A 25,211-nucleotide genomic window follows, 5' to 3' on the forward strand; every position below is an offset into this window, starting at 1 on the left:
ATGACTATTGTTCATCGTACGCGTAATCTGTATTTCAGTATATCAGAATTTGATTCATTACTGAGTCTTGAACGCAAAATACTTTGTGTGACAAGTAAAAAAGAAAAGCTGATAACCAAAATTATATTCAAGCGCTCTAATATGAAACTATGTATCTATGTAGGGTGAAACTATATATCTGTTTGGAATTGTTTCTGTGCTGCTGTATTAGATTATCAGGCGTATCCTATCAAAACGCATCCGAGTGCAGCAGGGCACTGGATGCGCTTAATGATTACTTTGAAATATTCTGTCCCATGCTACAAAGTTAATTTGCTCAGGAACGACCCAGCATTTTGACTACGGCTTCGGGTTTGAGTACTTCCGCCAGCTTTTCCAGTGCAGTCAGATACAGAAATCCATTACCTTCCGCACGGGGAGAGTAGCCCAGGGGAATCGTACGCCGAACGAGCTGTGCGTACAGCTCCGGCTCGGTCAGTTCACGTTCGAAGCTGCGATTGGCGATGACTTTGATTAGTGCCATCGCTCCGGATACGTGCGGCGTCGCCATGGAAGTACCACTTAGTGTGGCATATTTGCCATCGAGATAAGTAGATAGAATATCTTCACCCGGTGCGACCAGATCCACCTCGGTATTGGTATTGGAGAATTCGGATGACTGTCTGGACAGATTGACCGAACCTACGCTGATCACTTCATTATAATAACCCGGATATCCGTATTCATCGGTAGATTCCTGACTGTCTCCTTCATTGCCTGCAGCGCAGATTACCAGAATATTCTGGGCTACGGCTTTTTGGATCGCTTCATGCATGGCAGGTACATCTTCCGGGCCACCAAGCGACATGGAGATGATATCTACCTTTTGCTCTACGGCATAATTGATTCCGTTAATAATCCATTCATACTGCCCGGACCCCTGATGATCCAGTACTTTGAGAATAAGTAAATTGGCTTCGGGAGCTACGCCGACTACGCCGGAATCGTTGGCAATACCGGCAATCGTTCCTGCCACATGGGTACCATGACCATTATAGTCTTCATAGATATCCGGATTCCCTTCATCATCTCCTGTAAAATTACGCCCCCCCTGAATTCTGCCCTGCAGATCCGGATGATCGGTATCGCAGCCCGTATCCAGAATCGCAATTGTAACCCCTTCTCCGCGGCTCTGTTCCCATACCTGTGGAGCCTGAATCAACGCGACTCCCTGTGGAGTCTCATGCACCTGTTCTGCCTGAGTAACAACCTGGAAAGGAATAACTCTCATTTGACCTGCCATTTTCGTTTCCTCCTATCGGAAATACGGATGATGGAGCAGCCCAGCGTATGCATAACAGCAAGATGTGGTTTGGTATATTTTAACAGTAAAAGTAGCAGTAATCCATAACCAGTTCTTTATGGGACTAATCAGCTGAAGAAGTTGAAAAGCTTTTAGTTGTGAGTAGTTGAAATGTTAATGTCACATTAACTAACTTACATTCAGAGGTAAATCTTTTTAATTATTTATAATTTGGATTTAAAGTAAGCATATATTACATAAATTGCAGAATTAGCTATGATAACAAATGTAAACGTCACTTTTAGTGCATGTTAATAGAAAATAAAGCTTTATATGTTAAATTTATTGACGTAGTTGTAGAGTGCATTCTATACTCCGTGTAAATAAAGTTGCGATACAATCCGAAAGGAGCGCATGAATATTGGGTCAGGAACAGGAAATCTACGATGCAATCAAGCAGGCTATTATTGAGCAGAAGATGCGTCCCAATATGCAGTTGGTAGAAGAAGTGCTGGCAGAGTCATTTGGAGTTAGTCGGACACCGGTGCGTAATGTAGTGCGTCGTCTGGCAGCAGAGAAACTGGTAACTATCATTCCTTACAAAGGAGCATTTGTCTCCTGTCCGACGATCTATGAAGCCAGACAGATTTTTGAGATGAGACGGGTTATAGAAGTCGCTGTTGTACAGAAGCTATGTCAGGAATTCAGGAATGATCAGTATATCCGGCTCAGTCGTTTGATCCAGGAAGAACACGCAGCCCAGCGTGATGGACGTATTCTGGAAGCGATACGGATAACAGGCGATTTTCATCTCAAGCTGGCAGAAGCTTCGGGAAATTCCTATTACTATCGTTATCTGGAAGAGCTGATTTCTCTCTCTTATGTAGTAATTGCCCTGTATGGAGAGCAGAAGACCAAGTGCTGTCAAGATCATCAGCGAATCCTGGAAGCGATTCGGCAGGGAGAAGCTTCGCTGGCCGAAGAGCTCATGCTGGATCATCTGGAAGAGATCGAGCAGGAGTTGAACTTTGATGAACAGCATACACGTGCATTATCACTGGCAGATATTTTGCAGGAACAGCGGCAGGTAGGCGGACAAACCGTATAAACTTCTGTCTGTTATGGATTGTATACAATGTTGGATGCCAAATCCGATACAGATTGTACCCAAAGGAGAGAAGCCTGATGAAATTAACCATTGAAAAGGTACGCAAAAATTTTGGTGAGCGGACGATTCTGCAGGATGTGGATCTGACTATTCATGAAAATGAATTTATCTGTATTCTCGGACACAGCGGCTGTGGCAAATCAACACTACTGAATATGGTGGCGGGGTACATATTTCCCGATGAAGGCGAGATCAAGATTAACGGCGAGAAGATTCAGGGACCGTCCCGTCAGCGTGGTATGGTCTTCCAGGATCATGCACTTTTCCCTTGGTGTACGGTACTGGAGAATGTAGCTTTTGGTCCGGAAGTACAGGGGATGCCCAAAAAGCAGGCACGCGAGACCGCCAGGGAGTTCCTCGGTCTGGTAGGACTGGAAGCATACGGAGCCCATTATCCGGCAGAGCTGTCCGGCGGCATGAAGCAGCGGGTTGGTATCGCCCGGGCACTGGCAAGCCATCCGGATATCCTGCTGATGGATGAGCCGTTTGGCGCACTGGATATTCTGACACGTGATATGATGCAGCGTGAACTGCGAAGACTGTACGAGAAGCTGCATACGACAATTTTATTTGTCACCCACAGTATTAGTGAAGCCGTCTATCTGGCAGACCGGGTCGTCGTGATGAAACATGGAGTTGTTGCCGAGGTATTCGAGATTGGCATTCAGCATCCTCGTTCCTTTGATTCTCCAGGATTCGCGGATATGATGGCGCGGATCGAACGGCTGCTCATGGAAGATGAAGAGGAGGTTATCGTATGAATGAAATTCAGACCACCTTATCCAAAACCGGGGAGGCTGCTGCACCGGCGCTCCAGCTGAATAAGGTCCGCAAGCGCAAAGGTACGGGCTTGCAATCTACTATGGATATGATCAAAAATGTAATTCCATATGTGCTATTTTTTGTAGTATGGGAGCTGTTCTCCCAGCTGAACGGTCGTATCCAGATGTTCAATCCATTGTTTCTGCCAGCGCCATCCCTGCTGGTTCATGACGGCTGGGCACTTGCCCAAACAGGCATTATTACCGACAGTCTGCTCGCCAGCTCCATGCGTATTTTTTTCGGCTTTGCCTGTGGGGCGACAGTGGCTGTGCTACTGGCGGTATTAATGAGCAAGTTCTCCATGCTGGAGCGCTGGATGTCGCCTTTTCTAACGCTGGTAAGCCCGATTCCTTCGCTCGCTCTGCTGCCGTTGTTTATTATCTGGTTTGGTATTGGTGAATTCCCCAAAGTGCTGCTCATTGCATGGACGACATTTGTCCCGGTACTGGTCAATACGGTAGAAGGATTCAAATCCGTACCTTCGACGCTGATTCGCTCGGCGCTCAGTCTGGGTGCTTCGCAGCGTCAGGTGTTTACCCGCATTATGATTCCTTCGGCTATTCCGAATCTGCTGATCGGTGCGCAGATCAGTCTGGGACTTTCTTTTTCCGCATTGATCGTATCGGAGATGATGGGCGCCGATTCGGGTCTAGGCTATCTGATCGTGGATGCGCGCAACTATTTTAAAGTAACGAATATGTTCGTGGCGATTATTTTGATCGGTATCGAATACAGTCTGTTCGCCCTGCTGCTCAAGCTGCTGGAACGCAAAGTACTGGCCTGGCGTCGCGGCGGTATCGGAGAAGCCGTTGAAAAAGTCAGATAACAATAGGAAAACAACAACGAAATTACAGGAAACAAGCAGTTTCGGGATAAATACCTTAACAGCCAGAACAACGTAGCAGGAGGTATCCATATATAAGATACAATCCATTCTATATTCAAGGGGGACACAGAAATGAAGAAGAATTGGCTGCAAATGATAACGGGTCTGGCAATGGTATCGGTATTGGCAACAGCATGCTCCAGCGGAGGAACAGCAGACAAAGAAACAGCCGCGGCGAGTGGTACAGGAGCAGCCACCGGTCTGGAACAGACGGATATTACGCTGGTCGGTGTACGGGATGCGCAGATCTCCTCGCAGCAGATTATTGCGGACAAGCTAGGTTACTTTAAGGAAGAGGGGCTGAATGTCGAGAGCAAGCTGATCGAAAGTGGCCCCGATATTGGTCCGATGATCTCCGGCGGCAGTGCGCCAATCAGTATCCAGACCAACTTTATGGATATTATCCTCAAATCCAATAATATCGGTGTCAAAATTGTCGCCCCTCTGGCTCAAATTGCCGGTACGCAGGCCGTAGTCGGTTCCTCCAAATTGCAGCTTAGTTCCGCCAAGGATCTGGAAGGCAAAACGATCGGTATTCCTAACGGAGCCGATGTCAAAATTGCGATTGATAATATGGGCAAGGAACTGGGCGTGGACGTTAGCAAAATCAAATTCGTCAATCTGGCACCGAGCGATGCGGTAGTTGCGCTGCAAAATGGCGATATTGATGCGATGGCAGCCTGGGAGCCTTTTATTACCAAGGCAGTGCAGGGCGGTGGCAAGTTCCTGTTCAGTGGTACGAAGAGCGAGCTTCCCGACAACAAAGGTGATGTGAACTGGATGAGTGTCCATACCACTGTTCAAGTCACTGACAAGTATCTTGAGGAAAATCCGAATACAGTGAAAGCCGTGCTGCGCGCACTCGACAAAGCTACCGATTATATTAATGATCATCGCGAAGAAGCAATCAAAATACTCGTTCCCGAACTGCACTTAAGCGAAGCTGAGCTCAAGGAAATCATGAATCGTAATGTCTATTCCATGAAAGTGGACGATACGTATGTAAATGGAAGTAATGGTCCGGCGGTTGGTAATTACCTGCAATCAGTTGGCAATATCACTTCCATCCCGGCGCCGGCATCCTATCATGATCTGAGCCTGCTCAAGGATGTGGATTCTTCCCTGGTAGAGGCAGATATCAAGTAACCGATAGTGAACAATAATAACCAACAGGATAATCGGTCAATAGTAAGTAAACCTGCTGAATTCTTATAATGAGAGCAAACAGACTTGCAGTATCTGGCGGGAGACATCATGAGTACAGGATGCTCTCCCGCTGTACATAATCATCTCGCAGACAGGAGCGTGCAGCCCATGTATTCCTATGATCTGGTATTTACAGGCGGAACCGTGGTTTTCCCGGATAAGGTGCAACAGACCGATATCGCCGTCGATAAAGGCGTCATTGTGCATATTGGCAAGCTTTCTTGCGAGGATATCGAGAGCGCCAGACAGATCGTGAACGCAGAAGGTTTGTATATTATGGCCGGTATGATTGATGCGCATGTGCATCTGAATGAACCGGGATTTGGCGATTGGGAAGGATTCGTTACTGGATCGGCAGCACTGGCTGCAGGAGGATGCACCACATATATGGATATGCCGCTCAATGGCGTTCCCCCGACAGTAACACCGGCCGCGCTGCAGCAGAAAAGGGAATTGGCAGTGGGTCATTCCCATATTGATTATGCCTGCTGGGGTGGGTTGGTACCGGGCAATCTGCAAGAGCTGGATGCGCTCAGTGAGCAGGGAGTATGCGGATTCAAGGCATTCATGTCGGCGCCCGGTGACCCGAGTGAAGAAGCTTTTCGCAATGTCGATGATCTTACTCTGCTGGAAGGAATGAGGCATATTGCCCGTATGGGCCGCGTACTCGCGCTTCATGCTGAAAGTGAACCTATCGTCTCTGCGTGGACAGCAGCCTTGTTGGCCGAAGGACGCACCACAGCTGCCGATTATTCCGCATCCCGCCCGATACAGGCGGAGCTGGAAGCAGTACGTACAGCACTGGAGTATGGCAGACAGACCGGCTGTTCACTGCATTTTGTGCATATCAGCAGTGCAGCAGCAGTACGGATGATTCAGGACGCCAGACAGGAAGGCATGGATGTAACGCTGGAGACCTGTCCTCATTATTTGACGCTGACAGATGTTGATCTGGAGCAGATTGGTCCGGCTGCCAAATGTGCACCACCGCTGCGCAGCCTGGATGAACAGGAACTGCTGTGGCAGTGTGTCGCAGCAGGGGATATAGATATGATTACTTCGGATCATTCGCCATGTCCGACTGTACTCAAGACCGCAGCTGCCAATATGTTCGACGCCTGGGGAGGCATCTCGGGAGCCCAGCATTCCCTGGAATTGATGATTAGTGAAGGATACAGGAAGCGAGGTTTGCCGCTGCCGCTAATCAGCCGGATGCTGTCCCAAGCACCTGCACGCCGATTCGGATTATATCCGCAAAAAGGAGAAATACGAATCGGCGCAGATGCAGACCTTGTACTGGTAGATCTAAATACAGCGTATACCTTACAATCCGAACAGCTGCTCTACCGGCATAAGCATAGCCCATACGTAGACAGGGAGATAGGCTGTCAGGTCAGCATGACGGTTGTACGCGGACATATCGTTTATACCCGCGAAAAAGGTGTGCATGATCATGCTGTAGGACAGTCACTGCACATCCGAAATGAAAAACCGCTTAGTCTCTTTTGAGTAGTGTTCCGGATTTTACAAGCAAGTGAAAGTGAGGTGCGGTTAACAATCACGGGTTCAATAAAGTAGAATAAAAAAACAGTAAAGTAGAATAGTAAACAGCAAATTATATAAACTGCAAAAAGGCGCCATTCCATATTGGAACAGCGCTTTTTTTATTGTGTAAAAGTATAAAAATTTATTCGGATGACATTACCGGACGAACAGAAGCGGTCTGGTCCGTGTCACCTGTGTAATGACCAATTCGCCATTGAAGCAGAATCATAACGCTGATAACAACAGCCAGCACCAGATAAGCAGGCAGGAAGCTATGGTAGCTGTCATATAACCAGCCAATCATTAGCGGACCCATAGCGCCAATCAAATAACCTACACTCTGATTCATGGCAGATAATGCATTGGCCTGTGCCGTATCCGGTGCCTCCTGAATAGGTAGCATCAGTGCCAGCGGGAATAATCCACCTGTACCTATACTTAACAAAATTACAGCGAGTACAGGCAGATTTCCCATTACTAGCAGCGTCAGTGCGATAAGCTCCATAATACTGCAGCCAATCAACCACCATTTGCGGCGACCGAATCGGTGAGCACCTGCCGGAATCAGAAAACTCACCGGAATCTGTGTCAGAGTGAACAGTGTCACCATATAACCGGCCTGCAGCTGGGAATATCCGATATGCTGCATAATCGGAGATAACCAGGCGGTAAAAGAATAAAAAATAGACGACATTAGACCAAAGAATACAGTCAGCAGCCAGGCACGTTTTTGGCGAAAAGGCATACGTGTTCGTTGGATGCCTTGCTCCGCAGCAGGTACGTTGACATGGATCACCAATTTAAACCAGAAGACGGCTGCGATCAGAGCCAGTAGGGACCAGCAGGACAGAGCGATAGACCAGGAACCCCCTGTCCAGTTCTGCATGGGAACCGCCAGACCGGAAGCAATCGCAGCACCAATCACCATCGATACCGAATATAGACTAACCATGGCTGCAGGATGAGGAAAATATTTTTTGATAAAGCCGGAGAGCAGTGGACTGATCATTCCGATGCCTGCACCAGCGATCAGAGCACTGCCCAGCAGCAGTCCTGGTACATGTGCCCAGCTGCGCAGAAAAGTAGACAGACCAATCAGGATAAGGGAGCACCAGATGACTTTTTCCATTCCCCAGCGCTGACTCCAACGTAGAGCCAGCGGAGCGAATGTCCCCATTCCAAGTACCGGCAGAGTCACCAGCAGACTGGCGATTGTTCCGTTCAGTCCCAGATCGGCTCGAATACTCTGCATTAGGGGAGAAATAGAAGTGATGGCAGGACGCAGATTGAGCGCTGCCAGAATTAATAGGATGATATAAAAACTGTACCGCATGATAAAAGCTCCTTTTCCCAAGTTTGAGCAAGAATTGATAGTCTCTTTCATGAGCCATCACCTATCCAGCATAAAACAGAGAAAATGATTGTACCATACTATTATTTCTATAATAATAATAGTATGAAACGATGATTACAGTGTGATTCCTGAGAAATTAATCTCAAAAAGTGAAATAACAAGTGGAGGAGGAGCAGAATGGAACTGCGACAGCTTCATTATTTTGTAGCAGTATGCGAAGAACTTCATTTTACCCGGGCTGCTGATCGACTGAATATCTCACAGCCTACACTGAGTCAGCAGATCAGGGTACTCGAAGACGAACTTGGCACACCGTTATTCGATCGCATTGGCAAAAAGACAGCGCTGACCGAAGCAGGCCGATTGTTGTATCATTACAGCACCACAATTCTGCGTACTATGCAAAATGCACGTTCTTCTATTGCTGAGCTGCAGGTACAACAGCGGGGAACCCTGCGGATCGGTGTATTGCCATCGGATCTGGATTATCGGCTAAATGAATTATGGATTGAGTTTCACAGTCGTTTTCCTGGAGTTCGGCTGGAGATTATACCCACTATTGAAGTGCACAAGTTTATTTTTGAAGATAAAGTGGATATTGGTATCGGACTGGCCGAACGTCCGGATCATCGCCTCGTCCAGACCCTGCTGGGCGAGGAAAGCTACAGTCTGTTCATGCCTGCCGTTCACCCTCTCGGTCAGCAGAAAGTCATTGAATTGGAGCAGGTGAGAGAGCTGCCGCTTGTTTTATATCCCCAGGGATTTCTGGGAAGGATACTGATCGAACGATGCTTTCAGGAAAAAGGGTGGGAGCTGATAACCGTGATGGACAATGGATCGGCGACTTCCCAGCTGCGTATGGTACAGGCAGGGATCGGATTCAGCATCCATCCTCATGATATGCTGGCAACCCTGCTGGATAATGTGCTCACTGCCGTCCCTATCGTAAATCCGGCTCCTGTACGAAAGATCGAGCTGGTGTACCGTACCGATCGTTATATGGGAGTAGCGGCAAGAGCCTTTATGGAAATGACCCGGCAGTATTTCTCACAGCCTGAAGATGCTGACAATGGATCACTGTACTGACAGGTACATAAGCATACCGTATAACGAACCCATACAGGAACAAGATACTCAAAACAAAAGCGCATGTTCTTCTCTGTGAGGCAGAAAAGGACATGCGCTTTTGGATAAAGATGGAGTTAATAAGATACATAATATAGCGATTATACATAAGGAATTTATACGCTGCAAAAATTAGCGGTTATCAATAGTCTCCGGATACATATCATGGTTCATCATGCGATGCTCGGCCATTTGCTCATACTTGGTGCCCGGTTTGCCGTAGTTAGTGTATGGATCGATCGAGATGCCGCCGCGCGGGGTGAATTTGCCCCAGACTTCGATATAACGAGGGTCCATCAGTTTCACGAGATCGTTGAGGATAATATTCATGCAGTCCTCATGGAAATCACCGTGATTACGGAAGCTGAACAGGTACAGCTTGAGTGATTTGCTCTCTACCATTTTCACATCTGGGATATAGCTGATATAGATGGTCGCAAAATCCGGCTGGCCGGTAATCGGGCACAGACTGGTGAATTCCGGGCAGTTGAATTTGACAAAGTAATCACGATACGGGTGTTTGTTATCAAAGCTCTCCAAGATACTTGGATCGTACTCAAATGTGTATTTGGTCCCCTGGTTACCGAGCAGGGTGAGGTCTTGCATTTCATCTTGTTGTCTTCCTGACATATGGGAATCTCCTTTTAATTACGAATTTGAAAATAGAGCTGGTTGAATGGGCAAGGCGCTCCGGTAATGATTAGCTCTTGCGGTCGCTGGTAAGCCCGGATATTTTGAAATAAGGATTACAATGGTATATATCCGGGCTTAAAGGCGACCTTTCGAGCTATTCATTCCCTCCGCTAGCGCATGGAATTCATCAGGTGCATTACTATAAGAACCGAAATCATAAAAAGATATTCAAGCCTGCGGCTGGCATGTGGGGAATAGAGTGGCAGTAAACTCACTCGTCCTCATATGAAATATTGCTGTCCAGGCTGGCATCCTCGTGTATTGCTGAAATCAAAGTACAGTCTCGTCTACACGCCGCGTTTGTTACCCCATACGAGAGTATGCAGCTGGGGTAGAATACGGGCATCGTTAAAGGCTGGCATGTCCATAGCCTGGTCGATCAGCCATTCGTAGCGATGCAGCAGAGAAGAAGCAATATTGTCGTCGGCACTGGTAACGTCGGGATTACCGGTCTGCATGTAGAACGGTACATTCGGGTAGCGCTTGTGTACCTGTTCCGCATATTTCAGATCGGCTTCGTCGAAAATAACGACTTTGAGGCTGATCGATTGATCGACAGGTGCCTGTTCGTCCGAGTCGGCATAGATGATATCCTGCATCATCTGATTGATCTGATTTTGGCGCAGTTTGCGGATCATACTGTCCAGGATCTCGAAGTTGGTCTCCATCCCCGAGCTTGGCGGTTTGGGCGAGATGGTTACATCGTTGATATCCAGCAGCCAATCCTGCCAGCGGGAACCCTGTGTCTCGACAGCTGTACGAATTCCATCTTGGCGCAGCAGCTGAACCAGTTCACCGATGGATACCAGCAGTGCCGGATTGCCGCCCGAAATAGTGACATGGTTGAAGCGGTCACCACCGATGGCTTTGAGTTCATCGTATACGTCCTGAGCACTCAGCTTGCGGATCTGGTCTTTGGCGCTGCCGTCCCAGGTGAAGGCAGAGTCGCACCAGCTGCAGCGGTAATCGCAGCCTGCAGTACGTACGAACATTGTTTTTTGACCAATGACCATGCCTTCGCCCTGAACCGTTGGTCCGAAAATCTCCAGTACCGGGATAGTGGCTGTAGGACGGCTTGCCTTAGCAACAGATTCATTTCCACGACTGGCTTGCTCATTTTCGCGGCCTGTATGATCATTTTTATTTGTTGGCGCTTCGTTACTGTTTACTTGGTCGACGATCATATCGCTTGGTTTGTCGGTAAGGATGCGGCTCATGATTCCATCCACTCCCGTCTGGCTTCAGCATAGCTGGTCGGTGTCTCATACAACTGCACGAATTCGGTGCGTCCGCCTTGTACCTGATCGCAGTACGGATCGCTTTGCAGCGCTTGCTCCATCTGCTCGTACAGCCAGACGACCATGTTCTCGGCAGTTGTATTCATTGGCGGTAGCGTCTCGTTCAGATAACGATGATCCAGATAAGGCTCGATGCGTTCTTTCCAGATGTTCTTGATATCGCCAAAATCCACAACGATACCATTCATGGATGGAATGCCGCTAATGCCAAAAATTACTCGATACGTATGTCCATGCAGATTCATGCACTTGCCTTCGTAGGCATGCAGATGATGGGCTGCATCGAACGTAAATTCCTTGTTCACCAGCACCCGTTTGCGATGGTAGCGAAGCTGGTCATGCTGAATGTCGGTGCCATATTGCTGCAGTTTCTCGACAATACGAAAAGGTCCGGGTTGATTCGTCATTGTTGTCCACCTCGTGCAGCAGAAGTGTCGGATTCATCCAGTTCAATCATAATACGGCGGGCTGCCGGTGCAGCATTACGCTCCTGTACATATTTGTCCAGTCCTGCCTTGCGCAGTTTGCACGCCGGGCATTCTCCGCAGCCATCACCGATGATGCCGTTGTAGCAAGTGAGCGTATTCTCACGAATATATTGAAAAGCGCCCAGTTCGTCCGCCATTTTCCATGTCTCGGATTTGTCCAGCCACATCAGCGGCGTATGAATAACAAAGTCATAGTCCATGGACAGATTGAGCGTCACATTCAGGGATTTGACGAAAATATCACGGCAGTCCGGGTAGCCGCTAAAATCGGTCTCGCATACGCCGGTAATCAGATGACGTGCGCCTTTTTGCTTGGCTAGGATCGCAGCGAAGCTCAGGAACAGCAGATTGCGTCCGTCGACGAATGTGCTCGGGAGCTCTCCTTCTTCGTGGGTGATCTCGATATCCGAACGGGTTAGTGCATTGGGAGCGAGCTGATTCAGCAGGCTCATATCCAGAATGGTCTGCTGTACGCCCTGTTCCTCGGCGATTTGTTTGGCGACTTCGATCTCGGCGTTATGACGTTGTCCGTAGTTAAACGTAACTACCTCTACCTCGGCAAATGTCTGTTTTGCCCAGAACAGGCAGGTCGTGCTATCCTGGCCGCCGCTAAATACGACAACCGCTTTTTCATTTTTAAGCATAAAAAAATCTCTCCATTTCCATCAGGGGATATCAGAAAATACAGCCGGGTTATGAAGGATATCGCTGCATAAGAAAATTCGGCACTAGCCAAACATCCGCAGGCAGGATATACAACCTATCCGAGCGTGGTTTCTGTTGTCCTTTGGGAAGAAGAGAGTTCCATGAACTTGATCTATAGTAGCATTCTGCAGCATCATGTTGTGTAAATAAAAATACTCATCAAGGAGTCGGATGTATACAAAATGCTCAAGCAAAAACAAACCTGCAATTGCGGCTTTTTGAAATCATGGATATAAAAGATGAACAGACGAATAGCGACCTGAGACGGAACGTCTTTAGACCACTTTATCATTATTCATAGCTATTACATCAATTCAAAAACACCTGCAATGAGGCGGTTTTAGTTTTTTATAGAGGGAGTTCGCGAACCTCTCCCGCGTCGTACTGCACAGAACTTCCATGTATACCGATGATATAAATAGTAGTTCCAATCAGGCCAACTACGGACTTTCTTCTGTTCAGGATGCGGCTGTAAAAACCGCTTCATCAGTATAGCACATTCACTCCGGATTGGTAGGGTAAATTATGCCAATGGAAAAGCAATAAGAAGGCTGAATTAAGCAGCTGTATAACGTGTATATCGGTAGAAAATGTACATAGTATGTATCTAAAGGATACGGATAAAAGAATCAAATTCAAAAACAGTAACAAACAGGGAGTGGCTACATGTTAACCGATGATTGGTGTATAAGTTTAGAAAAACCTTATTTCTATGTAAAGTATCCGGATAAAATGGAGTTTGGCGAATCATGGATACAGAATAGTAATAATAGCCCAAATGTGAAAATAACTTTTCTGGATGGAGATCATTGTACAACGGTTGAAGGACTATTCAAAGAATTCAACGAAAAGTTCGACTTCCCATCTTATTTCGGCTGGAATTGGAATGCTTTGGACGAATGTCTCAGTGATCTGGATTGGCTGGATGCGCATGGACATATCGCTTGTATTCGCAATGCCGAAAAACTGCTTGGCTTATATGATAGCGACTTACTTATTATTTTGGATATTCTAAAAATGAATGTTCTGGAATGGAATAAAGGAAGATCATACTTTTCTCCTGAAAAACCACCCATGCCTTTTAATGTAATTTTTTATTGTTCCAAAGAACATCAGGAAGAATTCATAAAGAAGCTGCAAAAAGCAGATATACATGCGGACGTGCCTTTACAATCGAGATCATAATACAAAGCCGATTATACAAAGAAAATAAATATACACACCCTGCAGAACAACGAGTAATGAAGCATTATAAGTGTATACTAACTCTTGCAAAAATAAGGGCAACACGAAAAAAAGCGACTATTCACACGATAATTATCGTGCGCAGTCGCTGCTCGATTTAATAGAAATCAATCCCACCAGAAATACCAGATATCCTGCTGCTTCAGGTAACCTGCATAGCTGCCAATCGTCTCAAAGTCTTCTAGTACATAATTGCAGAACAGCATATGCTGCTTGGCTAGCTCCAGTGCCTGCTCGTCCGTCTGTGGACGACGCTGTGCGCGCAATATCCAGGTGCTGTCATTGACTGCAATGGGGATCGCTCCGTATTGTTGTTGCCATTCCCGGAAAACAGCGGACTGCAGCGTGGGCAGTGGGCATTCATTGAATCCTCCCATTGGAATGATCAGCGGTGCATGATACTCCTGTCCCTGCGGAAGCGTCAACCAGATAGCGCCGTCTTCAGCACGATCCGATGCCCAGGCTGCATCTGGTACAGGAAGTGTTTTGTCTCCAGCGATGATCTGCTCTTTGAAATAATCGAGAGCTCCGTCCGCTTCTGCCAAATGGCGGTATGCGGCGAATAGTTCATCCATCGATAACTTCTCTAGCGGTTGATAATTCTCGGGCAGCTCGCTCGATTCCCAGAGCCATGTCATCGCCCGGCGCAGCGCTTCGGTCAATGGGAGAGTGTCTGCTGCGGCACTTTGCTCCACATAATCAGCGAGAGAGGCTTTTTCACCAATCACGTCTTCTATCAATTCTTCGATATTGTCATTGGGCAGGACAAGCAGCCGATGCTGTCCGGTGTGGCTGGCATCCGGATAAATCACATTTTCTGGCTGAATGGTTTCTGTCTCATAATTTTCCAGCCATTCAAGCATTTGTTCACTCATGACTGAGATTCCTTTCTATATTTGTGATAGGGGGTTCAATCAGGGTCAGGATTGATTATGTAACTGCGGATGAAGCAGCAGCGGAGGGTGGATAATCCAGAAATACTGCAAGTATCTCTGGATAGAGACTGCTCTTCATTACTATATCATTCTGCATACATTATACGATATTCTCAATCTATAATTACTCGGTGACATTGCCCTGATTGGCAACCTCGGCGGATTTACGTTCGATATGTTCGGGTTCGCCCAAGTAGAAACGCCGGATAGGCTGCACATTCTCGTCCAGTTCATATACAAGCGGGATACCAGTAGGAATATTCAGCTCGGTTAACGACTTCTCGTCAATATCTTCCATATACTTGATTAATGCGCGCAGCGTATTGCCGTGAGCAGAAATAAGAATACGCTCTTTTTTGCGGATCAGCGGTACGATCCGGTGATGCCAGAAATCGCCAACCCGATATACGGTATCCTGAAGACTTTCACCAAGTGGAAGATCCTGTGGATTAATATTTTTGTAGCGTTCTTCGAGCTGTGGATTGCGCGGATCGTCGGTTTGGAGCAAGGGTGGTTTTACTGTCAGACTGCGCCGCCACAGATGCAGCTGTTCTTCGCCGTATTTCTCGGCAGTCTCGGTTTTACTGAGGCCCTGGAGAGCACCATAGTGCCGTTCATTCAGTTTCCATGCTTTTTGCTCGGGAATCCAGAGTAGATCCAGTTCATCCAGAATATAATGCATGGTCTGAATAGAGCGTTTCAAGACAGAGGAGAATGCCATATCAAATGTATATCCTGCTTCGCGGATCAGATGTCCGGCTTCGCGTGCTTCATGAATACCTCTCTCGGTCAAAGACACATCAGTCCAGCCGGTAAACAGATTTTTGCGATTGTATTCACTTTCTCCATGGCGAACAAGAATAACGTGATACATGAAGTATTGCCCCTTTCAGCAGATGAGAATAAATAGTGGAATGGGAATAATTGTAGTCATATTGGAAATGCCAAAGTGAGCAAATAGTGGCTGGAGAGACACTATGTAATTCAGGCTTGTAGTGGTTTTTATGTGCTTGCTCTTTATTTGATTTTAACCAATACAGCTTATATAAAATCAATTTACGAATACACAAACTTCTGGAAATATGGTATTAACGCATAGCATCTAAATTGTTCTTGTAAATACGTTGTTAGTAAAAATGTAATTTGAACATTAGATTTATAGGGGACGAAAAGATAGAGCATGTGAAATGAAAAGGTAGGAGTCAGTGATTTTAATCAAATATTTAAGGAGGTTTTGTAGATGAGTACGGATAAATACGAGACATTTAAATATTTTCTGGATTGTTATATTGTAACAACAGAGAGTTATATAGATGTACTAGAAACAGTACAAGAATTCCAAAAGTCTGAAAGAGAGAAGATTACATATGATCTTATATGTGAATTAGTAGAAATGAAGAGCAAAAACAAATGGGAAGAAATCCAAGCCATTATAGTTGGACATTCGTTTAGAAGATATAATTCCGAAAAAACCAAGTTATTGATAGAGGATATGTTGAGCATATTAAATTAACTGTAATAGACACTATTTGATATAAACACCGTTTTCATTCAGTAGCAATTCATAGGAATGAAATGATAAAGGCGGCGCGTAATGTTTGCTCAAGGTGAATTAGAGGAACTGGAAGATAAGAAAGATTCTTTTGGAAATGGGGCAGTCACTATAAATGAAGTTACAATAGATTACTTTCATATTTCCATCAAATAATTATAGGTACTGTTTTTAGAAGAGAAGTTGAAAGATTATGAATAATATTTGTCTGGTATGTGGGTATGATCAGCTGGAAGAGCCTCAATATGTAAAAGAAGTACCAAGCTATGAAATTTGTCCTTGTTGTGGATTTCAAGCCGGATTTGATGCTGCTGCTGCAAGTTATCCGCTGACTATACCGGAATATAGAGCCAAATGGTTAAAGCATAGTACGTCATGGTTTGCACCCACTGATAAGCCGGAAAATTGGGATTTAAAAGAACAATTAAAAAATATAAACTTCGAAGTGTAATTAATATCAATACGTTATCAAGAGATACAGAGAAAAGAGGACATATGAAAATTTGGAGCGTTATGCTTTCAAGTGAAGCATTAAGGATTGACGAATTAGAAGATGCTAATAGAATAGAAGAACTAATAAATGAATTATGTATAGGCGAGAAAGTTAATGATTGGTCAGGCATAAAATTAAAAACATATTCAGAAGGCCTATACTCTGATTTTGCAAATTTCTTCCATGGGCTACCTTTATTTAGTCAAAAAGCACTAAAAGTATTTCAGCCGCTAATCGGAGATGAGGTTGAATTTCTATCTGTGACACATCCTGATCATAACTTTTTTATATGTAATATCCTCAACATAGATGATTATATTGATCATAGTTTAGCTATACCAAAAAGAATTGAAATTTTAAAATTAATTCGAACATATGATCATTACGTTTTTAAAGATGCACTTTTAATGCGTTCTGTCAGAAGACATATTTTCCGAATACCCGAGCTAAGACGTAATGTTTTTGTTTCTGATGAATTTGTACAAACCTACCTGAAAAATGACTTGAATGGTTTGGTTTTTGAACTGGTTTATGATTCTGAGTCAAGAAATGCTAATGATGACAAACAAATTCTTGCCTACCAGAATTATATTGCCGAGAAAATTGAAGTTGGCGAATCCTATAACTGGGCTCAAGCCATGAAGCTTGTAGAAGCCGGAGCAGCTTTTGCAAGTCAGCACTGGAAAATTCAGCAGACTTCAGACGGAGACTTTATGATAGGACAGTTAACGCGGGGACTCGATTATCAATTTTTTGTTCCTACTGTCATATTAAAAGAATTATATGAATTAGATTGGTATAAGACTACTAAATCAGACATTTAACATTACTAACATCTATTTTTGTAGTATACTGTCTAATCCATAATTGGAGAGAATGAAGAATTATGAATAATATTTGCCTGGTGTGTGGGTATGATCAACTGGAAGAGCCTCAATATGTAGAAGAAGTACCAAGCTATGAAATTTGTCCTTGTTGTGGATTTCAAGCCGGATTTGATGATGATGCTGCAAGTTATCCACAGACTATACCGGAATATAGAGCTAGTTGGTTAAAGCATGATGCGCCGTGGTTTATGCCCAAAGAGAAACCAGCAAATTGGGACTTAAAAGAACAATTAAAAAATATAAACTTCGAAATATAATCTGTCGAGACACTTGATCTATAAAAAAATTCCAAACTTCATCGGACGACATTTCCCTACTGCTTTCTGAAGTGAATGATGAACAAACTCTCTATATCAATTGGCAAGCACTCGTATTCATGTTATTTTAAAGCAGAAAGCGATCCTCGATCTGCGTATTAACAGACAGTACCCAAAAAGACCGCCCCACTACTCGCTTATATCAAATTAACCATAAAGGAGATTCATCTATGAATATTATGATCCGAAGCGCCAAGCTGGAAAAGCTGGAAGAACCGGAAAAAGGCTTTGTCGGTAAAGTCGAACTGGAAGTCGAAGGACATGCCGAACCTTACGAACTCACTCTGTTCTCCAAACGGGGCACTGACTGGGATTACAGCCTGCACTTCCTGAATGAATCCGGTAAAGAAGAAGAGATCGAAGTCCTGGAGACTGTTATCGAGGAAAATGATGATGAGTTCGACCGCATTATTGATGCTGCATGGGATGCCTGCGACGTGGCAGACATTCCTCCGCATGTACAGCGTGAACGTGAAGAAGCAAGTACTTCCAACGACTAATTAACAGCTGCTCCAACTCCTATGAATGTGTATGAACTAAATACCAAAGCGTGCATAGCCGTATGAAGCTATCTGCCTTATAGCCATCCTGTATCTCATACAGTGTATGGCTATTTGCGCTGCAATCCATTTTTTTGCTCTATCTACTGTGTTATAGAACAGGACTTTTCACTGCGGTCAAGGCACAAAGTCATGCTCTTCTACATACCAATGACCTGTTATGTTCAGAAAAAGTCGAAATCACTTAAAAAGTTGATATTTAAGCTGTTTATGCATTAAAATAGATAGAAAAATAGGTAGAAAAGATTTTCAAGCTTAAATTTAATGGGTACTAATAACTAATAATTGCATGAAAACGTATGTCGATTGTGACAAATATCTTCAAATTTTGAATAACGGAGTCTTTAGACTCAGGATTTTGAAGGGGCGATCCTGTTACACTAAAATATGCTCTGTGATACGCAAAGTATCCGTATAAACCAGATTGGAAACATGACATCAAGTATACGAGCAGGAATGGCAGTTCCCCTGATGTGATTTTTAACAAACTTATACAGTCACTCATTTTACAATCAAAGTTATTTTGCAGAATAGATGCGAAAGAATAGTTGAAGCGCGACGAAAAAGGCCGTTAAACAATGCCAATCTGAAGAATATATAACAGAGAGGAGATTAATAATGATCAGTTTTTTTCGCAATAAAACGATTCCGTTAGCAGATCAATGGAATAAGCTGCAGGAAGCAGGCATTGTGCTAAATGCAGACGTAGACATGAACCAGATTATCGCTGGCAATTCGCTGTCCTGGTATGAAGAACGGCCCTATACCAATCTGCTGATTTCCTTGGGAGAACAGATTTGTGCAGATGGCGAATGCATCTATCCTACGAACCAGCTCTGGTATGTCGATCTGCAGGAGATCGAGAATACCGATCTGTACACCCAGCTGGCGGAGCGTATGGTATCCATGACCGGAGATCAGCTGGATATGAAGTTTATCCGCAGCTGTCTGGATCATGAACGGGAAGAAGTACTATTTTCATTTCTGTATCATGGCGACAAGGTCGAGTGGGATATCCGGTATTACAACGAATGGGTGGACAAAACATTCTTTGACCGCATGATTCAGCTGGATATGCGTCGCGGTGGCGAGCAGCAGTTTGTCTATATGGCACTGGGTCAGCATCTGCTGATTGGTTATATGGATCAGAAGCAGTATAAAATGCTGAACAAGCTGGTCGAGCCACGCTTTGAACTCTGGAAATCCTAATTACCTCTCAAGTGGTTTTCAGGCTTTATCATGGACGTATACGAATATATAACAATCAGATGCCTTACTTTTGGTGGATACCAGAAGTAGGGTTTTTTTATGTACCATAACAGAACAAACTTCTTGATCTGTGGTGGTTGTACCAGCATTATCATTATTTTGTCTTGTGTTATCAAGTCATGGTGTAGCTACCTTGGCAGGTGATTTTGTCAAAACATCTGTCAAGGTAGCAGAATACATCGTGAGCTTTGTTCTGGACAAGCAAAACCATAATGTACAAGAGTATTGGAACATTATGGTAAAGTGCGGGTTTATACATATTTTTAAATTTTAAAGATCGAAATATCAGCCTGATTCCGGCACAAAAAGGCAGAAACACGAATGAAAACGCTATATCTAATCAAATTTAAGAAATTGATAGCTATTTCTGCATTATGGTCATTTTGTTATCGCTTTCAGTATATACTTCAAATTTTAAGGGTTGATTTTACTTTTTATGGTAATAAAATAGATATGTACTCTTTTCCATATTTACATGTAATTACAGAAAATAACATACGCACACCACAAAAAGGAGATGGACAGAGTGAGTACGACTACCCGAACAGAGAGAGAGAATATGATGATCCCAACTGAACAGTCTTCAGAAGCGCAAACGACAGATTCCTCCCACAATGAAATGGCGGCCGCCGCCAAAACAAAGGCAAAAACAGGGGCCGATATGGTCGTGGATACCCTGATTGCCCAGGATGTACAGTATGTATTCGGTATTCCCGGAGCGAAGATCGATCCGGTATTCGATATACTGCAGGATCGTGGTCCTCAGCTAATCGTATGCCGTCACGAACAGAATGCTGCGTTTATGGCGGCAGCGATTGGCAGACTGACTGGTAAGCCCGGTGTATGTCTGGTAACATCCGGTCCTGGCGCATCCAATCTGGTCACTGGTCTGGTAACCGCCAATGCCGAAAGTGATCCTGTCGTTGCTCTTGCTGGTGCGGTTCCCCGTACAGCCAGTCTGAAGCGCACCCACCAATCGATGGATAATGCCGGGCTGTTCCAGCCGGTTACCAAATATAGCGTCGAAGTCGGACATCCCGACAACGTCGCCGAAGCGATTACGAATGCTTTCCGTGAAGCTTCTGCTTCGCAGCCCGGTGCATCCTTTGTCAGTCTGCCTACCGATGTACTGCTGCATGAAGCCAAAGATTTCAATTTCTATCAATCACGTATGCCTCAATTGGGCACTGCACCTGCAGAACTAATCGAATCGGTTGCCCGGCAGATTCGCCAAGCCAAAATGCCGGTTCTGCTGCTCGGTATGAAAGCAAGCTCACCGGCAGTCACTGCTGCAGTACGTGAACTTATTCGTGATACAGATCTGCCTGTGGTAGAGACTTTCCAGGCTGCAGGTGCTATCTCGCGCGATCTGGAAGATCATTTCTATGGACGTGTCGGTCTGTTCAGCAACCAGCCGGGCGATATTTTGCTGCAGCAGTCAGATCTTGTATTAACAATCGGTTATGATCCAATCGAGTATGATCCTTATCAGTGGAATAAAGGGAAGAATCGTCTGGTCTTCCATCTGGACAACCGCAAAGCCGATATTGATCAGGATTACCAGCCAGCCGGCGAGCTGATTGGCGATATTGCAATGAACGTGAATGCATTGACACCACTATTAAAAGGATTGCGTTTTTCCAGTGAAGCACGCAATGCGATGCGCCGCCAGCAAAACAAGCTGACCCAGGATGATATTGCGATTACTCCATCCGATTCAGGACGTGTTCATCCGCTTTATTTTATCCGTACGCTGCGCAAGCTGATTAGCGATCAGGTAACGGTTACCTGTGATGTGGGTTCCCACTATATCTGGATGGCACGCTACTTCCGCTCTTATGAGCCGCGTCGTCTGCTGTTCAGTAATGGGATGCAGACATTGGGAGTTGCTTTGCCATGGGCGATTGCTGCCGGACTGGTGAATCCACAGGAGAAAGTCGTATCCATCTCCGGCGATGGAGGTTTCCTGTTCTCTTCGATGGAACTGGAAACAGCGGTACGTCTGCAATCCCCGCTTGTGCACATTGTATGGAATGATGGTACGTACGATATGGTAGCCTTCCAGCAGGAAATGAAATATGGACGTACCTCCGGTGTTCATTTTGGCGATGTGGATATTGTGAAATACGCAGAGAGCTTTGGTGCGATTGGACTGCGTGTACACCAACCAGGCGAACTGGAAGATGTACTGCGCCAGGCGCTAGCTCAGCAGGGACCTGTCGTGGTCGATATTCCTATCGATTACCGTGATAATATCAAGCTTGGTGCCAAGCTGTTGCCGGATGCAATGAACTGATCGGACGATATTCTATTTGTTATGCTCATTGACTGATACATCTATTGAACGGACCCATAAAAGGAGAGAATGATCATGAAAAACCCTGTAGTATATCAGGCTTCGACAATGGTTGCACTATTGAGCGGACTGTATGACGGTGCAATTACGTTCGGAGAACTCAAGCAATATGGTGATTTTGGAATTGGTACTTTCCACCAGCTGGATGGAGAGATGATCGCCTTTGACGGTTCATTCTACCATCTATATCCGAACGGTACAGCCAAACGCGTTCTGCTGGAAGAAAGTACGCCATTTTCGACCGTGACTTTTTTTGAAGCCCAGCAGACCCATGAGCTGAACCGGACCCTGAACCGGGAACAGCTGGAAAAAGTACTGGATGAACTCATTTCCAGTCCGAATCTGTTCCATGCGATCCGGATTGAAGGTACTTTCCGTGAAGTGCATACTCGTACAGTGCCTCATCAGGAGAAACCATACAAACCATTCGTGGAAGTAACCAAGTCCCAGCCGTCGTTCCACTTTACTAATGTCAAAGGTATTATTGCCGGATTCTGGACACCGGCTTTTGCACAGGGAATCGGCGTTGCCGGTTATCATCTGCACTTTATTAATGATGCTCGTAATGGCGGCGGACATGTGCTTGATTTTGTCGTGGAGAACTGCAAAATCACCCTGTGCAGCAGCGAGCAGTTCAATCTGCTGCTTCCAAGTAGTGAGACATATCTGCAGGCCGATCTGGCTACGCCAAATCTGGAACAGGATATTCTGACTGCAGAAGGTTCCGGTTCATCCCGCTAAGTACAAAAAACAGAAAAATCCAGCGGTAACTGCAAGATGAGTCTGGAACAGAAAACATCTATCGATAAACAAAAAAACCTTCCTGTCAGCAATAAAACAGGAAGGTTTTTCTATGGTATCTGCAAGGCTGGACAAAGAGAATATTGTAGACAAAAAGAGGATAAAAATCGATAATATGCAGTCTGCATCTGTAGGTTCTGTAATTACACATTTTCTTAATTGTTTTCATAGGTTGTTATTACTTGATAAAAATGCCGCCGAACGGAATCACTTCACGCAGGATACGACGAAACAGACTATCATCATTCAGATGCTGTTCCAATTCACCATTGTCATGACCACTCTGGATCAGAATAGAACCGCTGCCTGTTATCGCCCATTGGTAGCGCATATGCTGGCTGGCGAGATGATTGCCATAGACGCTTAGCTTCAGCGCCGCATTCTCCGGATAGGCGAGCAGGCTGCGTGCATCCACATAGATCGGTTCGGATAGATGCAGTTTCATTTCCATAACAGTGCCCTGGGTGAGCAGTCCGATTTCTCCCTGACCGCCGAACTTCACTTTGACTACATCCCGGGTAATCAGGATATTTTTGAGTTTGAGCAGGCGGGTCTGCATAGTAATACCTTCTGTATAATAGAACAAATGGCGAAAATCATACAACAGATCGCTGCCAGGTTCGATCGTGATTGGGATCAGATTGAAGCCCGGCGGGAGAGAGGTAACAAACCGGCATGGCCCGGTAAAGTCAGCCCGGATCAGATTACGCTTGCGATACATGCCTTTGACATCCATCAGCCGGTCATGTCGTCCATTGGAAGGACCGTCATAGGCGATGATCTGTCCGGGATGCAGCATATGGAGCTTCTCCTGATCGGCTAATGCGAGCGTGACAGCCTGTCCGGAAACAGGCGGATGAGTAGATTGCTGCCATTGCAGTTGCACGGGAGCTCCTCCTTTATCCAATAAATAAAAATGCATTCCTAAACAAAGAGCCGCCGTAGCTTAACGGCGGCGCAGTCCGAAGCGGACGAGTCGGGTAAATATAAACCACAGAGCAACCAGTCCGATCGCGGAGAACACGATCGTTTTCCAGAAACGTGCACTTGCAGCACGTTCAGCTTCCGATTTTTGCAGCTGCTGGACGGTTTGAGCCAAAAGCTGATTTTGTTCTGCTAATCGGGCATTTTCTTCCCGATAGGCTTCCATACTGGTCTTGGCTTGATCCAGCTGGTTCATTGCATTGCTGTAGCCCTGTTTAAGTTCATTGACTTCTTCTGGCAGGCTGGTAAAGCTTTTGATTCCATTCTTATAGTCTTCCCACCAGCCAGCGTGGGCAGAAGGCTGTGCAGCTGTCAGTCCGGACAGAACGATTGCCGCGATCAGACCAGTTTGCAGGTAGCGGGATTTGAGTTTCACATGAATTCCTCCTTACTATGGAGCAGGTACTGACGTAAATGTATTCTACCTATATATTAACCAGAACGCTGAATATTGCTCGGGTGCTGATTCAGTACTGCCTTACACGGTTTACGTAGGAAATGAAAAGAAGATGCATCTTTTTGCGAGGAATGAGCAGGTAGAAGCCTCCGTCTGACAGACAGTTTCAAAAGAAATAGATACTGCGGAATCCGCATTTGAACACAGCCTATGTTTAACTGATCTATATCCGGGGTAATAAATACATGTCCTGGTGGACCAGCGGCGCGCTTTCACCTGCCAACCTAAGTGGACATAACCGATTCAACTATGCTGTATAACGGATTACCGCCTTCTCATCCATCGTGAATGGAATCTTTTATATATCACTATTTTCTATTATAACATCCAAGGAGTGAACAACATGTACGATACCAAATTTGATCCCAATTTCAAGAAAATCATGATTACGGTCAATGGAGAGCCTGTAGGTGACGGATTGCTGATCGACCGTGTAACTTATGTGCCGGTACGTGACAATCGGGACAACCTGCAAGATACATCCAATGACACTGCACAGATGATTTAACAGCCGATACGTGCTTTGCACGCGGCTGTTCATCCCGGTGCGATGATCGTTTTCCAATATAGTATACCAATAGACGCGGGCAGATGCTCCGCGGCTTTTTCATTTTAATAGCGATTATGTCAATATAGTCACCCTGCAGAATTTTCTCTGTTCTAAGCTTACAGGAGAGAATGAACGCAGAGCGGGAATTGTCTTGAAACGCAGAGAATCGGGTATAATACATAATACACAGACCTATACAGAAGGATACAGATACATATCAATAGTGAGGAGTC

26 protein-coding genes and 1 riboswitch are annotated in these 25,211 nt (G+C 45.3%); of the genes, 16 read left to right on the top strand and 10 right to left on the bottom strand.

What is annotated here, in order from left to right:
• Positions 1-316: 316 nt before the first annotated feature.
• Positions 317-1,282 carry a S8 family peptidase gene (locus H065_RS0109355; RefSeq protein ID WP_017812787.1) on the bottom strand — a complete coding sequence of 322 codons (966 nt, stop codon included), beginning with the start codon at positions 1,280-1,282 and terminating at the stop codon, positions 317-319.
• Between the two features lie 421 nt (positions 1,283-1,703).
• Between H065_RS0109355 and H065_RS0109360 the strand changes: the two genes are divergently transcribed.
• The 5 genes from H065_RS0109360 to H065_RS0109380 all read left to right on the top strand — a co-directional run bounded on the left by H065_RS0109360 (position 1,704) and on the right by H065_RS0109380 (position 6,873).
• Positions 1,704-2,390 (top strand): GntR family transcriptional regulator, encoded by a 687-nt coding sequence (locus H065_RS0109360; protein ID WP_017812788.1) that lies wholly within the window; start codon positions 1,704-1,706, stop codon positions 2,388-2,390.
• Positions 2,391-2,467: 77 nt separating this feature from the next.
• Positions 2,468-3,211 (top strand): ABC transporter ATP-binding protein, encoded by a 744-nt coding sequence (locus tag H065_RS0109365; protein ID WP_017812789.1) that lies wholly within the window; start codon positions 2,468-2,470, stop codon positions 3,209-3,211.
• On the top strand, positions 3,208-4,098 hold the full coding sequence (locus H065_RS0109370) for an ABC transporter permease (RefSeq protein ID WP_017812790.1): 891 nt from the start codon (positions 3,208-3,210) through the stop codon (positions 4,096-4,098). Before H065_RS0109365 ends, H065_RS0109370 begins: the two co-directional genes overlap by 4 nt.
• 132 nt (positions 4,099-4,230) lie before the next feature.
• Positions 4,231-5,304, top strand: a complete 1,074-nt coding sequence (locus H065_RS0109375; protein ID WP_017812791.1) for an ABC transporter substrate-binding protein — start codon at positions 4,231-4,233, stop codon at positions 5,302-5,304.
• A gap of 168 nt (positions 5,305-5,472) precedes the next feature.
• Positions 5,473-6,873 carry an allantoinase gene (locus tag H065_RS0109380; protein WP_017812792.1) on the top strand — a complete coding sequence of 467 codons (1,401 nt, stop codon included), beginning with the start codon at positions 5,473-5,475 and terminating at the stop codon, positions 6,871-6,873.
• A 178-nt stretch (positions 6,874-7,051) separates the two neighbouring features.
• Here H065_RS0109380 and H065_RS0109385 read toward each other — a convergent pair whose 3' ends face one another.
• The gene (locus tag H065_RS0109385) at positions 7,052-8,242 is read right to left on the bottom strand and encodes an MFS transporter (protein ID WP_017812793.1); all 1,191 of its coding nucleotides are present in this window, start codon (positions 8,240-8,242) and stop codon (positions 7,052-7,054) included.
• Between the two features lie 198 nt (positions 8,243-8,440).
• Here H065_RS0109385 and H065_RS0109390 point away from each other — a divergent pair, with 198 nt between their 5' ends.
• Positions 8,441-9,349 (top strand): LysR family transcriptional regulator, encoded by a 909-nt coding sequence (locus tag H065_RS0109390; protein WP_017812794.1) that lies wholly within the window; start codon positions 8,441-8,443, stop codon positions 9,347-9,349.
• A 171-nt stretch (positions 9,350-9,520) separates the two neighbouring features.
• Here H065_RS0109390 and queF read toward each other — a convergent pair whose 3' ends face one another.
• The 4 genes from queF to queC form a co-directional block, all read right to left on the bottom strand.
• On the bottom strand, positions 9,521-10,018 hold the full coding sequence (gene queF / locus H065_RS0109395; protein ID WP_017812795.1) for a preQ(1) synthase: 498 nt from the start codon (positions 10,016-10,018) through the stop codon (positions 9,521-9,523).
• 350 nt (positions 10,019-10,368) lie between these two features.
• The gene (queE, locus tag H065_RS0109400; protein ID WP_017812796.1) at positions 10,369-11,298 is read right to left on the bottom strand and encodes a 7-carboxy-7-deazaguanine synthase QueE; all 930 of its coding nucleotides are present in this window, start codon (positions 11,296-11,298) and stop codon (positions 10,369-10,371) included.
• Positions 11,295-11,786 carry a 6-carboxytetrahydropterin synthase QueD gene (gene queD / locus H065_RS0109405; protein ID WP_017812797.1) on the bottom strand — a complete coding sequence of 164 codons (492 nt, stop codon included), beginning with the start codon at positions 11,784-11,786 and terminating at the stop codon, positions 11,295-11,297. Before queD ends, queE begins: the two co-directional genes overlap by 4 nt.
• Positions 11,783-12,511 carry a 7-cyano-7-deazaguanine synthase QueC gene (gene queC, locus H065_RS0109410; protein WP_017812798.1) on the bottom strand — a complete coding sequence of 243 codons (729 nt, stop codon included), beginning with the start codon at positions 12,509-12,511 and terminating at the stop codon, positions 11,783-11,785. Before queC ends, queD begins: the two co-directional genes overlap by 4 nt.
• A gap of 395 nt (positions 12,512-12,906) precedes the next feature.
• Positions 12,907-12,950: riboswitch (PreQ1 riboswitch) on the bottom strand.
• A 288-nt stretch (positions 12,951-13,238) separates the two neighbouring features.
• Between queC and H065_RS25670 the strand changes: the two genes are divergently transcribed.
• Positions 13,239-13,757 (top strand): barstar family protein, encoded by a 519-nt coding sequence (locus H065_RS25670; RefSeq protein ID WP_017812799.1) that lies wholly within the window; start codon positions 13,239-13,241, stop codon positions 13,755-13,757.
• A gap of 167 nt (positions 13,758-13,924) precedes the next feature.
• Here H065_RS25670 and H065_RS28175 read toward each other — a convergent pair whose 3' ends face one another.
• The gene (locus H065_RS28175; protein WP_017812800.1) at positions 13,925-14,692 is read right to left on the bottom strand and encodes a DUF4253 domain-containing protein; all 768 of its coding nucleotides are present in this window, start codon (positions 14,690-14,692) and stop codon (positions 13,925-13,927) included.
• Positions 14,693-14,876: 184 nt separating this feature from the next.
• Entirely contained in the window at positions 14,877-15,626 is a 750-nt protein-coding gene (gpmA, locus tag H065_RS0109425; RefSeq protein WP_017812801.1) for a 2,3-diphosphoglycerate-dependent phosphoglycerate mutase, read from the bottom strand.
• A 366-nt stretch (positions 15,627-15,992) separates the two neighbouring features.
• On the opposite strand from gpmA, the gene H065_RS0109430 reads away from it, so the two are divergent.
• The 8 genes from H065_RS0109430 to budA all read left to right on the top strand — a co-directional run bounded on the left by H065_RS0109430 (position 15,993) and on the right by budA (position 22,927).
• A complete protein-coding gene (locus tag H065_RS0109430) occupies positions 15,993-16,265 on the top strand; it encodes a hypothetical protein (protein WP_017812802.1) in 273 nt (90 codons plus the stop codon).
• Between the two features lie 232 nt (positions 16,266-16,497).
• On the top strand, positions 16,498-16,755 hold the full coding sequence (locus H065_RS0109440; RefSeq protein ID WP_017812804.1) for a hypothetical protein: 258 nt from the start codon (positions 16,498-16,500) through the stop codon (positions 16,753-16,755).
• Between the two features lie 44 nt (positions 16,756-16,799).
• Positions 16,800-17,621 (top strand): imm11 family protein, encoded by an 822-nt coding sequence (locus H065_RS0109445; RefSeq protein WP_017812805.1) that lies wholly within the window; start codon positions 16,800-16,802, stop codon positions 17,619-17,621.
• 62 nt (positions 17,622-17,683) lie between these two features.
• Entirely contained in the window at positions 17,684-17,941 is a 258-nt protein-coding gene (locus H065_RS0109450; protein ID WP_017812806.1) for a hypothetical protein, read from the top strand.
• A gap of 230 nt (positions 17,942-18,171) precedes the next feature.
• Complete coding sequence (locus tag H065_RS25680) at positions 18,172-18,501, top strand: hypothetical protein (RefSeq protein WP_017812807.1); 330 nt, start codon at positions 18,172-18,174, stop codon at positions 18,499-18,501.
• A gap of 678 nt (positions 18,502-19,179) precedes the next feature.
• Positions 19,180-19,770 (top strand): hypothetical protein, encoded by a 591-nt coding sequence (locus tag H065_RS0109460; protein WP_017812808.1) that lies wholly within the window; start codon positions 19,180-19,182, stop codon positions 19,768-19,770.
• Positions 19,771-20,449: 679 nt separating this feature from the next.
• Complete coding sequence (gene alsS, locus H065_RS0109465; RefSeq protein WP_026136132.1) at positions 20,450-22,126, top strand: acetolactate synthase AlsS; 1,677 nt, start codon at positions 20,450-20,452, stop codon at positions 22,124-22,126.
• A gap of 75 nt (positions 22,127-22,201) precedes the next feature.
• Positions 22,202-22,927, top strand: coding sequence for an acetolactate decarboxylase (gene budA, locus H065_RS0109470; protein ID WP_017812810.1), 726 nt, complete (start codon positions 22,202-22,204; stop codon positions 22,925-22,927).
• A 238-nt stretch (positions 22,928-23,165) separates the two neighbouring features.
• On the opposite strand, the gene H065_RS0109475 is transcribed toward budA, so the two are convergent.
• Both H065_RS0109475 and H065_RS0109480 read right to left on the bottom strand, forming a co-directional pair.
• Positions 23,166-23,873 carry an AIM24 family protein gene (locus H065_RS0109475; RefSeq protein WP_017812811.1) on the bottom strand — a complete coding sequence of 236 codons (708 nt, stop codon included), beginning with the start codon at positions 23,871-23,873 and terminating at the stop codon, positions 23,166-23,168.
• A gap of 60 nt (positions 23,874-23,933) precedes the next feature.
• Positions 23,934-24,347, bottom strand: a complete 414-nt coding sequence (locus tag H065_RS0109480; RefSeq protein WP_017812812.1) for a hypothetical protein — start codon at positions 24,345-24,347, stop codon at positions 23,934-23,936.
• Between the two features lie 424 nt (positions 24,348-24,771).
• Here H065_RS0109480 and H065_RS27850 point away from each other — a divergent pair, with 424 nt between their 5' ends.
• Positions 24,772-24,936, top strand: coding sequence for a hypothetical protein (locus tag H065_RS27850; protein WP_017812813.1), 165 nt, complete (start codon positions 24,772-24,774; stop codon positions 24,934-24,936).
• Positions 24,937-25,211: the final 275 nt, after the last annotated feature.

Origin of the sequence: Paenibacillus shenyangensis, from assembly GCF_000346635.1 — a bacterium.
In the GTDB taxonomy this organism is placed as follows: Bacteria; Bacillota; Bacilli; order Paenibacillales; family Paenibacillaceae; genus Saccharibacillus; species Saccharibacillus dauci.

Coding starts and splice junctions, on each gene's coding strand:
- queD (WP_017812797.1), bottom strand. CDS start 11,786: ATGACGAATCAACCCGGACCTTTTCGTATTGTCGAGAAACTGCAGCAA.
- gpmA (WP_017812801.1), bottom strand. CDS start 15,626: ATGTATCACGTTATTCTTGTTCGCCATGGAGAAAGTGAATACAATCGC.
- H065_RS0109445 (WP_017812805.1), top strand. CDS start 16,800: ATGAAAATTTGGAGCGTTATGCTTTCAAGTGAAGCATTAAGGATTGAC.
- H065_RS0109385 (WP_017812793.1), bottom strand. CDS start 8,242: ATGCGGTACAGTTTTTATATCATCCTATTAATTCTGGCAGCGCTCAAT.
- queF (WP_017812795.1), bottom strand. CDS start 10,018: ATGTCAGGAAGACAACAAGATGAAATGCAAGACCTCACCCTGCTCGGT.
- alsS (WP_026136132.1), top strand. CDS start 20,450: ATGGCGGCCGCCGCCAAAACAAAGGCAAAAACAGGGGCCGATATGGTC.
- H065_RS25680 (WP_017812807.1), top strand. CDS start 18,172: ATGAATATTATGATCCGAAGCGCCAAGCTGGAAAAGCTGGAAGAACCG.
- H065_RS0109380 (WP_017812792.1), top strand. CDS start 5,473: ATGTATTCCTATGATCTGGTATTTACAGGCGGAACCGTGGTTTTCCCG.
- H065_RS0109370 (WP_017812790.1), top strand. CDS start 3,208: ATGAATGAAATTCAGACCACCTTATCCAAAACCGGGGAGGCTGCTGCA.
- H065_RS0109355 (WP_017812787.1), bottom strand. CDS start 1,282: ATGGCAGGTCAAATGAGAGTTATTCCTTTCCAGGTTGTTACTCAGGCA.
- H065_RS0109390 (WP_017812794.1), top strand. CDS start 8,441: ATGGAACTGCGACAGCTTCATTATTTTGTAGCAGTATGCGAAGAACTT.
- H065_RS0109450 (WP_017812806.1), top strand. CDS start 17,684: ATGAATAATATTTGCCTGGTGTGTGGGTATGATCAACTGGAAGAGCCT.
- queC (WP_017812798.1), bottom strand. CDS start 12,511: ATGCTTAAAAATGAAAAAGCGGTTGTCGTATTTAGCGGCGGCCAGGAT.
- H065_RS0109430 (WP_017812802.1), top strand. CDS start 15,993: ATGAGTACGGATAAATACGAGACATTTAAATATTTTCTGGATTGTTAT.
- H065_RS0109440 (WP_017812804.1), top strand. CDS start 16,498: ATGAATAATATTTGTCTGGTATGTGGGTATGATCAGCTGGAAGAGCCT.
- H065_RS27850 (WP_017812813.1), top strand. CDS start 24,772: ATGTACGATACCAAATTTGATCCCAATTTCAAGAAAATCATGATTACG.
- H065_RS25670 (WP_017812799.1), top strand. CDS start 13,239: ATGTTAACCGATGATTGGTGTATAAGTTTAGAAAAACCTTATTTCTAT.
- H065_RS0109375 (WP_017812791.1), top strand. CDS start 4,231: ATGAAGAAGAATTGGCTGCAAATGATAACGGGTCTGGCAATGGTATCG.
- H065_RS28175 (WP_017812800.1), bottom strand. CDS start 14,692: ATGAGTGAACAAATGCTTGAATGGCTGGAAAATTATGAGACAGAAACC.
- budA (WP_017812810.1), top strand. CDS start 22,202: ATGAAAAACCCTGTAGTATATCAGGCTTCGACAATGGTTGCACTATTG.
- queE (WP_017812796.1), bottom strand. CDS start 11,298: ATGAGCCGCATCCTTACCGACAAACCAAGCGATATGATCGTCGACCAA.
- H065_RS0109365 (WP_017812789.1), top strand. CDS start 2,468: ATGAAATTAACCATTGAAAAGGTACGCAAAAATTTTGGTGAGCGGACG.
- H065_RS0109460 (WP_017812808.1), top strand. CDS start 19,180: ATGATCAGTTTTTTTCGCAATAAAACGATTCCGTTAGCAGATCAATGG.